The 15,144-nt window shown below is 58.6% G+C and carries 13 protein-coding genes; 12 read left to right on the forward strand and 1 reads right to left on the reverse strand.

Translation table 11 applies throughout. From position 1 onward, the window contains the following. The 10 genes from sdhA (at position 1) to QRN33_RS01665 (ending at position 13,696) form a co-directional block, all read left to right on the forward strand. The gene (gene sdhA / locus QRN33_RS01620) at positions 1-1,773 is read left to right on the forward strand and encodes a succinate dehydrogenase flavoprotein subunit (RefSeq protein WP_042607585.1); all 1,773 of its coding nucleotides are present in this window, start codon (positions 1-3) and stop codon (positions 1,771-1,773) included. A gap of 11 nt (positions 1,774-1,784) precedes the next feature. Further along, positions 1,785-2,489: a succinate dehydrogenase iron-sulfur subunit gene (locus QRN33_RS01625; RefSeq protein WP_016773675.1), complete on the forward strand. Its 705-nt coding sequence runs from the start codon at positions 1,785-1,787 to the stop codon at positions 2,487-2,489. Between the two features lie 251 nt (positions 2,490-2,740). Then, complete coding sequence (locus tag QRN33_RS01630) at positions 2,741-5,572, forward strand: 2-oxoglutarate dehydrogenase E1 component (RefSeq protein WP_123418772.1); 2,832 nt, start codon at positions 2,741-2,743, stop codon at positions 5,570-5,572. A gap of 44 nt (positions 5,573-5,616) precedes the next feature. Beyond that, entirely contained in the window at positions 5,617-6,843 is a 1,227-nt protein-coding gene (odhB, locus tag QRN33_RS01635; protein WP_024012151.1) for a 2-oxoglutarate dehydrogenase complex dihydrolipoyllysine-residue succinyltransferase, read from the forward strand. A 108-nt stretch (positions 6,844-6,951) separates the two neighbouring features. Continuing rightward, positions 6,952-8,388 carry a dihydrolipoyl dehydrogenase gene (gene lpdA / locus QRN33_RS01640; protein WP_285406411.1) on the forward strand — a complete coding sequence of 479 codons (1,437 nt, stop codon included), beginning with the start codon at positions 6,952-6,954 and terminating at the stop codon, positions 8,386-8,388. A 184-nt stretch (positions 8,389-8,572) separates the two neighbouring features. After that, on the forward strand, positions 8,573-9,739 hold the full coding sequence (sucC, locus tag QRN33_RS01645) for an ADP-forming succinate--CoA ligase subunit beta (RefSeq protein ID WP_285406414.1): 1,167 nt from the start codon (positions 8,573-8,575) through the stop codon (positions 9,737-9,739). Continuing rightward, positions 9,739-10,623, forward strand: coding sequence for a succinate--CoA ligase subunit alpha (gene sucD, locus QRN33_RS01650; RefSeq protein ID WP_016773680.1), 885 nt, complete (start codon positions 9,739-9,741; stop codon positions 10,621-10,623). The genes sucC and sucD overlap by 1 nt, the downstream gene beginning before the upstream one ends. A gap of 361 nt (positions 10,624-10,984) precedes the next feature. Further along, positions 10,985-12,298 (forward strand): branched-chain amino acid transport system II carrier protein, encoded by a 1,314-nt coding sequence (gene brnQ / locus QRN33_RS01655; RefSeq protein WP_042607588.1) that lies wholly within the window; start codon positions 10,985-10,987, stop codon positions 12,296-12,298. A gap of 259 nt (positions 12,299-12,557) precedes the next feature. Beyond that, complete coding sequence (locus QRN33_RS01660) at positions 12,558-13,295, forward strand: DUF599 domain-containing protein (RefSeq protein ID WP_285406418.1); 738 nt, start codon at positions 12,558-12,560, stop codon at positions 13,293-13,295. Next, positions 13,295-13,696: an MAPEG family protein gene (locus tag QRN33_RS01665; protein ID WP_065615116.1), complete on the forward strand. Its 402-nt coding sequence runs from the start codon at positions 13,295-13,297 to the stop codon at positions 13,694-13,696. Before QRN33_RS01660 ends, QRN33_RS01665 begins: the two co-directional genes overlap by 1 nt. 62 nt (positions 13,697-13,758) lie before the next feature. On the opposite strand, the gene QRN33_RS01670 is transcribed toward QRN33_RS01665, so the two are convergent. Continuing rightward, positions 13,759-13,995 (reverse strand): hypothetical protein, encoded by a 237-nt coding sequence (locus QRN33_RS01670; protein ID WP_007959016.1) that lies wholly within the window; start codon positions 13,993-13,995, stop codon positions 13,759-13,761. Between the two features lie 158 nt (positions 13,996-14,153). On the opposite strand from QRN33_RS01670, the gene QRN33_RS01675 reads away from it, so the two are divergent. Then, positions 14,154-14,630, forward strand: a complete 477-nt coding sequence (locus QRN33_RS01675) for a PaaI family thioesterase (RefSeq protein ID WP_285406424.1) — start codon at positions 14,154-14,156, stop codon at positions 14,628-14,630. Beyond that, the gene (locus QRN33_RS01680; protein WP_083353288.1) at positions 14,627-15,079 is read left to right on the forward strand and encodes a PaaI family thioesterase; all 453 of its coding nucleotides are present in this window, start codon (positions 14,627-14,629) and stop codon (positions 15,077-15,079) included. The genes QRN33_RS01675 and QRN33_RS01680 overlap by 4 nt, the downstream gene beginning before the upstream one ends. Positions 15,080-15,144 lie beyond the last annotated feature (65 nt).

Genomic DNA, 15,144 nt, shown 5'->3' on the forward strand with positions numbered 1-15,144 from the left:
ATGGCTAACATTCCAACGATTTCTTTCGACGCCATCATCATTGGTGGTGGCGGTGCCGGCATGCGCGCTGCGCTGCAGCTGGCACAGGGCGGCCACAAGACTGCGGTGATCACCAAGGTTTTCCCGACCCGTTCGCACACTGTTTCCGCTCAGGGCGGCATCACTTGCGCCATCGCTTCCGCCGACCCGAACGATGACTGGCGCTGGCACATGTACGATACCGTCAAGGGTTCCGACTACATCGGTGACCAGGACGCTATCGAATACATGTGTCAGGAAGGCCCGGCTGCCGTGTTCGAGCTGGACCACATGGGTCTGCCGTTCTCGCGTACCGAGCAAGGCCGCATCTATCAGCGTCCGTTCGGTGGCCAGTCCAAGGACTACGGCAAGGGCGGTCAGGCTGCACGTACCTGCGCTGCGTCCGACCGTACCGGTCACGCGCTGCTGCACACCCTTTATCAGGGCAACCTGAAAGCCGGTACCACGTTCCTCAACGAGTACTACGCTGTCGATCTGGTGAAAAACCAGGAAGGCGAATTCGTTGGTGTGATCGCGATCTGCATCGAAACCGGCGAAACCTCCTACATCCGTGCCAAGGCCACCGTTCTGGCGACTGGCGGTGCAGGCCGTATCTACGCGTCGACCACCAACGCCCTGATCAACACCGGTGACGGCGTCGGCATGGCTCTGCGTGCTGGCGTGCCGGTACAAGACATCGAAATGTGGCAGTTCCACCCGACCGGCATTGCCGGCGCCGGTGTACTGGTTACCGAAGGTTGCCGTGGTGAAGGTGGTTACCTGATCAACAAGCACGGCGAGCGTTTCATGGAGCGTTATGCTCCGAACGCGAAAGACCTTGCAGGTCGTGACGTGGTTGCCCGTTCGATGGTTAAGGAAATCATCGCCGGCAACGGTTGCGGTCCGAATGGCGACCACGTAATGCTCAAGCTCGACCACCTGGGCGAGGAAGTGCTGCACAGCCGTCTGCCAGGCATCTGCGAACTGTCGAAGACTTTCGCCCACGTTGACCCGGTGGTTGCGCCGGTTCCGGTTGTTCCGACCTGCCACTACATGATGGGCGGCGTTGCCACCAACATTCATGGCCAGGCGATCACCCAGAATGCCGAAGGTCAGGACCAGATCATTCCTGGCCTGTTCGCAGTAGGCGAAGTGGCTTGCGTATCGGTACACGGTGCCAACCGTCTGGGCGGCAACTCGCTGCTCGACCTGGTGGTATTCGGTCGCGCTGCCGGCCTGCACCTGGAAAAGGCGTTGACCGATGGCATCGAATACGACGACGCTACCGAGTCCGACATCGAAGCTGCACTGTCGCGTCTGAACGCGCTGAACAACCGTACCGACGGTGAAGACGTTGCCACCCTGCGTCGCGAGCTGCAAAGCTGCATGCAGAACTACTTCGGTGTATTCCGTACCGGCGAATACATGCAGAAGGGCATCGCTCAGCTCGCTGACCTGCGTGCTCGCATCGCCAACGTGAAGATCAACGATAAGTCGCAGGCGTTCAACACTGCACGTATCGAAGCGCTGGAACTGCAAAACCTGCTGGAAGTGGCTGAAGCTACCGCCATCGCGGCCGAAGTACGTAAAGAGTCCCGCGGCGCTCACGCCCGTGAAGACTTCGAAGACCGTGATGACGAAAACTGGCTGTGCCACACCCTGTACTTCCCGGGTGACAAGCGCGTCACCAAGCGTGCCGTGAACTTCTCGCCGAAGACTGTTCCGACTTTCGAACCTAAAGTCCGGACTTATTAAGGGTGACCGCCATGTTGCAAGTCAGTGTTTATCGCTACAACCCTGATCAGGACGCTGCGCCGTTCATGCAGGATTTCCAGGTCGATACCGGTGGTAAGGACCTGATGGTGCTGGACGTGCTGGCCCTGATCAAAGAGCAGGACGAAGGTTTCTCCTATCGTCGCTCCTGCCGTGAAGGCGTCTGCGGCTCCGACGGCATGAACATCAACGGCAAGAACGGCCTGGCGTGCATCACGCCGCTATCCGCTGTTGTAAAAGGTAACAAGCTGATCGTTCGTCCGCTGCCAGGTTTGCCGGTTATCCGTGACCTGGTCGTCGATATGAGCATCTTCTACAAGCAATACGAGAAGGTGAAGCCTTACCTGCAGAACGACACGCCGGCTCCGGCTATCGAGCGTCTGCAGTCGCCAGAAGAGCGCGAAAAGCTCGACGGTCTGTACGAGTGCATCCTGTGCGCCTGCTGCTCGACCTCTTGCCCGTCCTTCTGGTGGAACCCGGACAAGTTCCTCGGTCCAGCTGCGCTGCTGCAAGCCTACCGCTTCCTGGCAGACAGCCGTGACACCAAGACCAGCGAACGTCTGGCTTCACTTGACGACCCGTTCAGCGTTTTCCGCTGCCGGGGCATCATGAACTGCGTCAACGTATGTCCGAAAGGCCTGAACCCGACTAAGGCCATCGGTCACATCCGTAACATGCTGCTTTCGAGCGGCGTGTGATTCAGCTGCTGTAACCGTTGCACCGTAGAGGCTGTGGCGCGGGCTTCAACCCGCGTCATGGCTATAACCAGAGCCGTAGCCATAAGCTGCAGCTCTTCTTTTGAAGAAATGAGACAAGCAGGGGCATCCGGGCTGGTACCCGGACTATCAGTGTGATCCTAGGTGGCTTGTTTTAGTCGCTGCATTCGGACTTCTGCAAGTTTGCTCGGTGTCGACACCGATGGTGTTCCCCTAACCGAGGGTGACCAAGCATGCAAGAAAGCGTGATGCAGCGCATGTGGAACAGCGCCTACCTTTCAGGTGGAAACGCTGCCTATGTGGAAGAGCTTTATGAGCTCTACCTGCACGACCCTAACGCTGTGCCAGAAGAGTGGCGCACCTACTTTCAGAAGTTGCCAGCCGACGGCAACTCTGCCACTGATGTTTCGCACTCGACGATTCGCGATCATTTCGTGCTGCTGGCAAAGAACCAGCGCCGCGCCCAACCGGTTTCCGCCGGCAGCGTGAGCAGTGAGCACGAGAAGAAGCAAGTTGAAGTGCTGCGATTGATCCAGGCCTACCGTATGCGTGGCCACCAGGCAGCCCAGCTTGACCCGCTGGGGCTGTGGCAGCGTCCTGCACCTGCAGACCTGTCGATCAATCATTACGGCTTGACCAATGCCGATCTTGATACGACCTTCCGTGCCGGCGACCTGTTCATCGGCAAAGAGGAAGCGAGCCTACGCGAAATTCACGAAGCGTTGCAGCAGACATATTGCCGCACCATCGGCGCTGAATTCACGCACATCACCGATTCCGAGCAGCGCCAGTGGTTCCAGCAGCGTCTGGAAAGCGTGCGCGGTCGTCCGACGTACTCCGCCGACATCAAGAGCCATCTGCTTGAGCGCGTGACTGCCGGTGAAGGCCTGGAAAAATACCTGGGCACCAAATACCCGGGCACCAAGCGTTTCGGTCTGGAAGGCGGCGAAAGCCTGATTCCGATGCTCGACGAACTGATCCAGCGTTCCGGCTCGTACGGTACCAAGGAAGTCGTCATCGGCATGGCCCACCGTGGCCGTCTGAACGTGCTGGTCAACACCTTCGGCAAGAACCCGCGCGAGCTGTTCGACGAGTTCGAAGGCAAGAAGAAGGTCGAGCTCGGTTCCGGTGACGTGAAATATCACCAGGGCTTCTCGTCCAACGTGATGACCACCGGCGGTGAAGTTCACCTGGCCATGGCGTTCAACCCGTCCCACCTGGAAATCGTTTCCCCGGTGGTCGAAGGTTCGGTGCGCGCCCGTCAGGACCGTCGCAACGACCTGACCGGTGAGAAAGTCCTGCCGATCTCCATCCACGGTGACGCGGCATTCGCCGGTCAGGGCGTGGTCATGGAAACCTTCCAGATGTCGCAGACCCGCGGTTTCAAGACCGGCGGTACCGTGCACATCGTGATCAACAACCAGGTCGGTTTCACCATCAGCAACCCGCTCGACTCGCGTTCCACCGAGTACGCCACCGACGTTGCCAAGATGATCCAGGCGCCGATCCTCCATGTGAATGGTGATGATCCGGAAGCCGTGCTGTTCGTGACCCAGCTGGCCATCGACTACCGCATGCAATTCAAGCGTGACGTGGTGATCGATCTGGTCTGCTACCGTCGTCGCGGCCACAACGAGGCCGACGAGCCAAGCGGCACCCAGCCACTGATGTATCAGCAGATCACCAAGCAGCGCACCACCCGTGAGCTGTACGCCGAACGCCTGACCCAGGCCGGTGTGCTCGACGCTGAACGTGTCCAGGCCAAGGTCGACGAATATCGCAACGCGCTGGACAACGGTCTGCACGTGGTGAAATCGCTGGTCAAGGAGCCGAACAAAGAGCTGTTCGTCGACTGGCGTCCGTACCTGGGCCATGCCTGGACTGCACGTCACGACACGCGTTTCGATCTGAAGACCCTGCAAGAGCTGTCCGCCAAGCTGCTGGAAATCCCGGAAGGCTTCGTGGTTCAGCGCCAGGTCGCGAAGATCTACGAAGACCGTCAGAAGATGCAAGCCGGCGGCCTGCCGATCAACTGGGGTTACGCTGAAACCATGGCGTACGCGACCCTCGCGTTCGAAGGTCACCCGATCCGCATGACCGGTCAGGACATCGGCCGCGGTACGTTCTCGCACCGTCACGCTGTGTTGCACAACCAGAAAGACGCGGGCACCTACATTCCGCTGCAGAACCTGTACGACGGTCAGCCACGTTTCGACCTGTACGACTCGTTCCTCTCGGAAGAAGCGGTACTGGCATTCGAATACGGTTACTCGACCACCACGCCAAACGCGCTGGTGATCTGGGAAGCCCAGTTCGGTGACTTCGCCAACGGTGCACAGGTCGTGATCGACCAGTTCATCACTAGCGGCGAGCACAAGTGGGGCCGTCTCTGCGGTCTGACCATGCTGCTGCCACACGGTTACGAAGGCCAGGGCCCTGAGCACAGCTCGGCACGTCTTGAGCGTTACCTGCAGCTGTGCGCCGAGCACAACATTCAGGTGTGCATGCCGACTACCCCGGCGCAGATCTACCACTTGCTGCGTCGTCAGGTGATTCGTCCGCTGCGCAAGCCGCTGGTCGTGCTGACGCCGAAGTCGCTGCTGCGCCACAAGCTGGCCATCTCGACGCTGGAAGATCTGGCCGAAGGTTCGTTCCAGACCGTGATCCCGGAAATCGACGCACTGGACCCGAAAAAGGTCGAGCGTGTGGTTCTGTGCAGCGGCAAGGTCTACTACGACCTGCTGGAAAAACGCCGTGCCGAAGGCCGCGAAGATATCGCCATCGTGCGTATCGAGCAGCTGTATCCGTTCCCTGAGGACGACTTGAAAGAAGTCCTGGCTCCGTACACCAACGTCAAGCATGCCGTCTGGTGTCAGGAAGAGCCGATGAACCAGGGTGCGTGGTACTGCAGCCAGCATCACTTGCGTCGCAGCATCGCCAACCTCGACAGGACTCTCGTACTCGAGTACGCGGGCCGTGAGGCTTCGGCTGCCCCAGCTTGTGGTTATGCATCGATGCACGCCGAGCAGCAGGAAAAACTGCTGCAAGATGCTTTCACTGTTTAACGCCTTCGCGCTGACTGAAACCGAATTTTAAGGACCCACAGATAATGGCTATCGAAATCAAAGCCCCGTCATTCCCGGAATCGGTTGCCGATGGCACCGTTGCCACCTGGCACAAGAAACCAGGTGAGGCCGTCAAGCGTGACGACCTGATCGTCGACATCGAGACCGACAAGGTCGTGCTCGAAGTGTTGGCTGAAGCGGACGGCGTGCTGGGCGCAATCGTTGCCGAAGAGGGCGCTACCGTTCTGTCGAACCAGGTCCTGGGCTCGATCGAAGAGGGCGGCGCTGCTGCCGCTGCTCCAGCGGCCGCTGCTGCCCCGGCTGCTACTGCCGCTGCCGCACCAGCTGCTGCCGATGGCGAAGATGACCCGATCGCAGCTCCTGCCGCTCGCAAGCTGGCTGAAGAAAACGGCATCAACATCGCTTCCGTTGCCGGCACCGGCAAGGGCGGTCGCGTGACCAAGGAAGACGTGGTAGCAGCAGTTGCTGCCAAGAAAGCCGCACCGGCTGCCGCACCTGCCAAGGCTGCTGCTCCTTCGGCTGCTGCGCCTGTGTTCGCTGCTGGCGACCGCATCGAGAAGCGCGTACCGATGACCCGCGTACGTGCCACCGTGGCCAAGCGTCTGGTTGAAGCCCAGTCGAACATGGCGATGCTGACCACGTTCAACGAAGTCGACATGACTGAAGTCATGGCTCTGCGTTCGAAGTACAAGGACCTGTTCGAGAAGTCCCACAACGGCGTACGCCTGGGCTTCATGTCGTTCTTCGTGAAAGCGGCCACCGAAGCGCTGAAACGCTTCCCGGCTGTCAACGCGTCGATCGACGGCGGCGACATCGTTTACCACGGCTACGCGGACATCGGCGTTGCCGTTTCCAGCGACCGTGGCCTGGTGGTACCGGTTCTGCGTAACGCCGAGCTGATGAGCCTGGCGGAAATCGAAGGCGGCATCGCAACCTTCGGCAAGAAAGCCCGTGACGGCAAACTGTCGATGGACGAGATGACCGGTGGTACCTTCACCATCACCAACGGTGGTACCTTCGGTTCGATGATGTCGACGCCAATCGTCAACCCGCCGCAGGCAGCGATTCTGGGCATGCACAACATCATCCAGCGTCCAATGGCCATCAACGGTCAGGTCGTGATCCGTCCGATGATGTACCTGGCACTGTCCTACGATCACCGTCTGATCGATGGCAAAGAAGCTGTGACCTTCCTGGTGACCATCAAGAACCTGCTGGAAGATCCGGCTCGTCTGTTGCTGGATATCTAAAAAGCAGCTGCAAGCTTTCAGCTACAAGCCTCAAGCTCAAGGCGAGCGGGTGGGCTTGCAGCTTGAAGCTTGCGGCTTGTAGCTTTATTGCTAAAGAGGATTTTTTGAATGTCGCAGAAATTTGACGTAGTAGTGATCGGTGCCGGCCCTGGTGGCTATGTAGCGGCCATCAAGGCTGCGCAGTTGGGCCTGACCACTGCCTGCATCGAGAAGTACACCGACGCAGAGGGCAAGCAAGCCCTGGGCGGTACCTGCCTGAACGTGGGTTGCATTCCTTCCAAGGCGCTGCTCGACAGCTCGTGGAAATACAAGGAAGCCAAAGAGAGCTTCAACGTTCACGGTATCTCGACCGGCGAAGTCAAAATGGACGTCGCTGCGATGGTTGGCCGCAAGGCTGGCATCGTCAAGAACCTGACCGGCGGCGTTGCCACCCTGTTCAAGGCCAACGGCGTTACTTCGATCCAGGGCCACGGCAAGCTGCTGGCCGGCAAGAAAGTCGAAGTCACCAAGCCTGACGGTTCGGTTGAAGTCATCGAAGCGGAAAACGTCATCCTCGCGCCAGGTTCGCGTCCGATCGACATCCCACCGGCTCCGGTTGACCAGAAAGTCATCGTCGATTCGACGGGCGCTCTGGAATTCCAGTCCGTACCCAAGCGTCTGGGCGTGATCGGCGCTGGTGTGATCGGTCTGGAACTGGGTTCGGTATGGTCGCGTCTGGGCTCCGAAGTGGTTGTTCTGGAAGCGCTGGACACTTTCCTGATGGCAGCGGACACCGCTGTTTCCAAGGAAGCGCTGAAAACCCTGACCAAACAGGGCCTGGACATCAAGCTGGGCGCTCGCGTTACCGGTTCGAAAGTCAACGGTGAAGAAGTTGTCGTCAGCTACACCGATGCCAACGGCGAACAGACCATCACTTTCGACAAGCTGATCGTTGCCGTTGGTCGCCGTCCGGTGACCACTGATCTGCTGTCTGCCGACTGCGGCGTGGAAATCGACGAGCGCGGTTTCATCGCGGTCGATGACCACTGCGTCACCGCCGTACCGGGCGTCTTCGCCATTGGCGACGTGGTTCGCGGCATGATGCTGGCCCACAAGGCTTCGGAAGAAGGCATCATGGTTGTCGAGCGCATCAAAGGCCACAAGGCTCAGATGAACTATGATTTGATCCCTTCGGTTATTTATACTCACCCGGAAATCGCATGGGTTGGCAAAACCGAGCAGGCGCTGAAGGCCGAAGGCGTTGAAGTCAACGTCGGCACCTTCCCGTTCGCCGCTTCCGGCCGTGCCATGGCTGCCAACGATACCGGTGGTTTCGTCAAGGTCATCGCCGATGCCAAGACCGACCGCGTATTGGGCGTGCACGTCATTGGCCCGAGCGCTGCGGAACTGGTTCAGCAGGGCGCGATCGGTATGGAATTCGGCACCAGCGCTGAAGACCTGGGCATGATGGTTTTCTCCCATCCGACCCTGTCCGAAGCCTTGCACGAAGCTGCTCTGGCAGTGAATGGCGGCGCCATTCACATTGCCAACCGCAAGAAGCGTTAAGACACACAATAAGAAACCACGGCGGTAGCGGCCCGTCGTGAGCCTTGCGAGCAAGACTCACCGCGGAATGTCCGCCGGACGCAGTCTTGCGTAGCTCAGCTACGCAAGCAGCAGTCACAGGTGGCGCGGCACTCAAACGAGCGCAGCGCCGAATGCGCAGTACCTAACGAAGACGGTAAAAAGCATGAATCTTCACGAGTATCAGGGTAAGCAGCTGTTCGCTGAATACGGCCTGCCAGTTTCCACTGGTTACGCAGTAGACACCCCGGAAGCAGCAGCAGAAGCTTGCGACAAGATCGGCGGCAACGAGTGGGTCGTCAAAGCCCAGGTTCACGCCGGTGGTCGCGGTAAAGCGGGCGGCGTAAAGCTGGTTCGCAGCAAAGAAGACGCCAAGGCCTTCGCACAGCAGTGGCTGGGCAAGCGTCTGGTGACTTACCAGACTGACGCCAATGGCCAGCCAGTCACCAAGATCCTGGTTGAATCGTGCACTGATATCGCTAAAGAGCTGTACCTGGGCGCTGTCGTTGACCGTTCGAGCCGTCGCATCGTGTTCATGGCTTCCACCGAAGGTGGCGTGGACATCGAGAAAATCGCTCACGACACGCCAGAAAAAATTCTCAAGGCCACTATCGATCCACTGGTTGGCGCTCAGCCATCCCAGGGTCGCGAGCTGGCATTCCAGCTGGGTCTGGAAGGCAAGCAGCTCACTCAGTTCGCCAAGATCTTCGTAGGTCTGGCCAAACTGTTCAAAGACCACGACCTGGCTCTGCTGGAAGTGAACCCGCTGGTGATCAAGGCTGACGGCGATCTGCACTGCCTCGACGCCAAGATCAACATCGACGCCAACGCCATGTACCGTCAGCCTAAGCTGAAGGCTTTCCACGATCCGTCGCAGGACGATCCGCGCGAAGCGCACGCTGCCAAGTTCGAACTGAACTACGTAGCCCTGGAAGGCAACATTGGCTGCATGGTCAACGGTGCCGGTCTGGCCATGGGTACCATGGACATCGTCAACCTGCATGGCGGCAAGCCAGCCAACTTCCTCGACGTAGGTGGTGGCGCAACCAAGGAACGCGTTACTGAAGCGTTCAAGATCATCCTGTCCGACCAGAACGTCGCGGCAGTACTGGTCAACATCTTCGGCGGCATCGTTCGCTGCGACATGATTGCCGAAGGCATCATCGGCGCCGTGAAAGAAGTCGGCGTGAAAATCCCGGTTGTTGTTCGCCTTGAAGGCAACAACGCTGAGCTGGGCGCTAAAGTACTGGCAGAAAGCGGTTTGAACATCATCGCTGCTACCAGCCTGACCGACGCTGCTCAACAAGTTGTCAAAGCTGCGGAGGGCAAGTAATGAGCGTCCTGATCAATAAAGACACCAAAGTTATCTGCCAGGGTATTACCGGTTCGCAAGGTAGTTTCCACACCCAGCAAGCCATCGAATACGGCACCAAGATGGTTGGTGGCGTAACTCCTGGCAAAGGCGGCACCGAGCACCTGGGTCTGCCAGTGTTCAACACCGTCAAAGACGCAGTAGCTGCCACCGGCGCTACCGCCAGCGTGATCTACGTTCCTGCTCCGTTCTGCAAGGACTCGATCCTGGAAGCGGCATTCGGCGGCATCAAGCTGATCGTCTGCATCACCGAAGGCATTCCTACCCTGGACATGCTGGACGCGAAAGTTAAGTGCGACGAACTGGGCGTAGTCCTGATCGGCCCTAACTGCCCAGGCGTGATCACCCCAGGCGAATGCAAGATCGGCATCATGCCAGGTCACATTCACTTGCCAGGCAAGGTCGGTATCGTTTCGCGTTCCGGCACCCTGACCTACGAAGCTGTGAAGCAGACCACTGACGCCGGTTTCGGTCAGTCGACTTGCGTCGGCATCGGCGGTGACCCGATCCCGGGTTCGAACTTCATCGACATCCTGAAACTGTTCCAGGAAGACCCGAAGACCGAAGCGATCGTAATGATCGGCGAGATCGGCGGTTCGGCTGAAGAAGAAGCGGCTGCCTACATCAAGGCAAACGTAACCAAGCCGGTTGTTTCCTACATCGCTGGTGTGACTGCTCCTCCGGGCAAGCGCATGGGCCATGCTGGCGCAATCATCTCTGGCGGCAAAGGCACTGCAGACGAGAAATTCGCTGCGCTGCAAGACGCAGGCGTGAAAACCGTGCGTTCGCTGGCAGACATCGGCAAGGCCCTGGCCGAGCTGACTGGCTGGGAAGTGAAGAAGTAAGCCACGGCTGACTTTTTAGCTCCAGCAACAAAGGCCACCCTCGGGTGGCCTTTGTCGTTTCAGAGCAGCAGCAAGCTTCAAGCGGCTAGCTGCAAGATAGAAGCTTGCAGCTGGAAACTTGTAGCCTGCTGCTGCTTTTCTTATGTAAACGCGACACTGAAACGTCGCGTATCGGATAGTTCGCCCTCTAACAGTGCGTTTATCAGCCGAATTCGTTAGGCTGGCAGCCATTTTTGCGTCCGCCGCCCACAAGGCAGCTACGCGCTTTAAAGGTCAGTCCTATACGGATCGACAGCATTTCCCTAATCCAACAGGGCAATCCCCCTCTAAATTCCGATTTCAGTAGTGTGGTATTACCTTAATGAAAGTTTTGAAAGGTCAGGACATCCTGGCACTTGGTTTTATGACGTTCGCCCTGTTTGTCGGGGCCGGTAACATCATCTTCCCGCCGATCGTCGGCTTGCAGGCCGGACCTCACGTCTGGATGGCTGCATTGGGCTTTCTGATCACCGCGGTAGGTTTGCCGGTGATCACCGTGGTGGCGCTGGCCAAGGTCGGCGGCGCCATGGATGCGTTGAGCAGCCCGATCGGCAAGATCGCTGGCGGTATCCTCGCGGCGGCGTGCTATCTGGCGGTGGGTCCACTGTTCGCCACCCCGCGTACCGCGACCGTATCGTTCGAGGTGGGTCTGGCGCCGTTGACCGGCGAGAGCCCGCTGGCGCTGTTTCTCTACAGCTCGGTGTACTTCCTGCTGGTGTTCTTTGTTTCGCTCTACCCTGGGCGTTTGCTGGATACCGTCGGCCGCTTCCTCGCGCCGCTGAAAATCATTGCGCTGGCAGTGCTGGGTATCGCCGCATTCGTCTTGCCGGCGGGTGACATCGGTCACGGCACGCCGGAATATGTGGCGGCGCCGTTCTCCCAGGGCTTCATCAATGGTTACCTGACCATGGATACCCTCGGCGCGCTGGTATTCGGCATCGTCATCGTCAACGCGATCCGCTCCCGTGGCGTCGAATCACCGGCGTTGATCACCCGTTACGCGATCATCGCCGGGCTGATTGCCGGTGTCGGTCTGGCGCTGGTCTACGTCAGCCTGTTCCGCCTCGGTTCCGGCAGTCATGAAGTCGCTGTCGGCGCCACCAACGGCGCGGCGGTGTTGCATGCCTACGTGCAACACACCTTCGGCTCGCTGGGCAGCGGTTTCCTCGCGGTACTGATCTCGCTGGCGTGTCTGGTCACGGCGGTCGGCCTGACCTGCGCCTGCGCTGAGTACTTCAGCCGTGTGCTGCCACTGTCCTACAAGACTCTGGTGATTATCCTTGCGGCGTTTTCGCTGCTGGTCTCCAACCTCGGTCTGACCAAGCTCATTGCCTTCTCGATTCCGGTGCTCACTGCGATCTACCCGCCGTGCATCGTTCTGGTTGCGCTGAGCTTCTGCAAGGATTTCTGGCATGAGCACGCGCGCATTCTTGGCCCGGTGATGCTGGTGTCGTTCCTGTTCGGCACCATCGATGCCTTGAAAGGCGCCGGTCTGGCCGACTGGATGCCAACTCAGCTTACCCATCTGCCGTTGAGCGAGCAGGGGCTGGCGTGGCTGGTGCCGTGCGTGATGACCCTGGTGGTCGCCGTCGTGTGCGATCGCCTGCTGGGCAAGCGCAGCGAAGTCACTGCCTGACGTGATATGACCCGCCACAAGCGGGTCAGGCACGGTTAAACAGAAATGCCCCGTGTCAATCGATACGGGGCATTTTTTATGCGCGTGAGGCAGTGTCTTTTTTGCTGAGCTAACGTCGAAGGGTTGCTTAGCTTTTATGTAGGAGTGAGCCTGCTCGCGATAGCGGTTTGTCAGTCAACACCATGCTGACTGACAAACCGCTATCGCGAGCAGGCTCACTTCTACAGGTGTACAGCGTTTACATCTCACAGGGAATTGCATGTCGTTCATCCAAGCCAATCTGATCCACCTGCTCGCCGCTGTCTGGTTTATCATCTGCTGGGGCGGTTACACCCGTTATGCCTCCTGGAAGGCCCGCGACACGGCGTGTCTGGCCAGCGTGTTGCACCTGTACCGCGAAGACTGGATGCGTCGCATGCTCCTGCGTGACAACCGTATCGCCGACGCCAGCGTGATCGGCAATCTGGAACGCAACGCCTCGTTCTTCGCCTCCAGCACGCTGATCATCCTCGCCGGTATCCTCACCGTGCTCGGTGCGTCCGAACGGGCCGTGTCGTTGTTGGCGGATATTCCGATGGTGCAGCAGGCGTCGCAGGGCATGTCGGAGATCAAATTGCTGTGTCTGGCATTGGTGTTCGTCTACGCGTTCTTCACGTTCAGCTGGTGCATGCGGCAGTACAACTTCGCCGCGATTCTGGTCGGTTCGGCGCCGATGATCGGCGAGCGCCAGGTCACCGAGCAAGAGCGCAAGGCGTTCGCATCGCGGGCGGCGCGGGTGATCTCGATGGCGGCCAACCAGTTCAACTTCGGCCTGCGTTCTTACTACTTCGGCATGAGTATGCTGGCGTGGTTCGTCAGCCCGTGGTTATTCATGATCATGAGCGCGGGCGTCGTGGTGGTTTTGTATCGCCGCGAGTTTCATTCCGACGTTCTCGATGTCATGGTCTATACCCCTACAGAGGCGCCCGTCCCTGAGGCAAACAAAGAGGCTGTTTGATGAGTATTCCGTTCTGGTGTGTGTTTATCAGTGCTTTATTGATTTATGTGGCGCGCATGCCGGTGGCCAAGGCCATGAAAGAGCAGGGTGGGTATGACAATCATCAGCCCCGTCAGCAGCAGGCACAGTTGACCGGCTTCGGTGCGCGAGCGCTGGCGGCCCATCAGAACAGCATCGAAGCCTTCATCCTGTTCGCCGTCGGTGTGCTGATGGCGCACACCACGCAAACCGCAGGCTGGCTGATCGATGCGCTGGCGATCATCTTCGTGATCTCGCGAATCCTCTATCTGTGGTTCTATCTGGCCGACCTGGCGAAGTTACGCAGCCTGATGTGGCTAGTTGGCTTCATCTGCTCGTTGTTGCTGATGATTAGTCCGACTTTTAGAACCGTGTTGCTATAACCGGTAAATCGCAGGCAAAAGACAACCCGCACTTGGCGGGTTTTCTTTTCACACCAGAAAGCTTATTGCTTTTTGGCGGCTTCTTCTTGAGCAGCGGCGTTCGATTCAGCCTGAGCTTTGGCAGCTTCGGCGTTTTCTTTTGCTGCGTCGTTCACTTTATCCTGAGCTTTGTTCATGTCTTGCTGAGCCTGCTCAGCATGTTGGTTGGCATCTTGAGCTTTGTCCTCGGATTTTTTATCGCAGGCAGCGAGACCGAGGGAAGCGGTCAACATCAAGGCAATAGCTAAAGTCTTACGCATGGGGTGTATCTCCTTATGGAAAATAACTACTGGCCTTAAGAACTCGGCGCTACGGTTTAAGTTCCTCATTTGTTTCAGATATATAAGTTTGTTTTATCACGGAACTTTTGCCGCTTTTCTCACTACTGGCACAAGGCCCAAACGCGAGTAATTATCACATGGCCGAAAACCCCGTTTTTGAGCGCGCGACGCGTTTTTTATCGGCATTGCGTCACTGTCAGGTCTTGGGTCTGCAGGTACACAGTGCCTCCAGCGAAGGCCTGACAGTGATCCTGCCCTATAGCGAAAAAATCGTTGGTAATCCCCAAACCGGAGTCATCCATGGCGGCGCCATTACGTCGTTGATGGACACCGCCTGCGGTATGTCGACCTTGTGCGTACTGCCGGAGTTCGAAGTCTGTCCGACCCTTGATCTGCGCATCGACTACATGCACGCCGCTGAACCCAACAAAGCCGTGTACGGCTTTGCCCAGTGCTACCGCGTCACCACTGACGTGATCTTTGCCCGTGGTTTCGCCTACCAGGACAATCCCGAGCAGCCGATCGCCCATGTCGTCGGCACGTTCATGCGCATGGGCATCGGTCTGAAGGGCAGCAGAGGATTCGCGGGCGCTATAAAGGGAGGCGGGAAATGAGCGTCGACCTCAGGGAACAGCTGCAACAGGCCCACGCGCAGGGCGATTACGCGCCGCTGCTGGCGTTGATCCCTTATGCCGGGCTGATAGGTATCGAATGTTCGCGGGTCGGCGATGAGCTGCTGTTCAAGCTACCGGCGAACAAGGACAACATTGGTAACCCTTTATTGCCGGCCATCCACGGCGGGGTGATTGCCGGCTTCATGGAGCTGGCCGCAGCCCTGCATTTGCTGATTTTCACCGGCACGCCGGGTGTGCCGAAGATCATCGATTTTTCCCTCGATTACCTGCGCGCCGGGCAGTTTCGCGACACTTGGGCCAGGTGTCAGGTCTGCCGTCAGGGCCGGCGCGTGGCCAACGTCGCGGTCACTGCGTGGCAGAGTACCGAGGGCGAACCGATCGCCACCGCCCGCGCGCACTTCAAAATCGATGAGCCCTTGAAATCCTGAACAGCGCCCCCAACTCAGATGACAACCCGCCGCAGACCATTCGGGTCGCGGCCAATGCCATCTGA

Origin of the sequence: Pseudomonas sp. FR229a (assembly GCF_030209115.1) — a bacterium.
GTDB lineage: Bacteria > Pseudomonadota > Gammaproteobacteria > Pseudomonadales > Pseudomonadaceae > Aquipseudomonas > Aquipseudomonas moraviensis_A.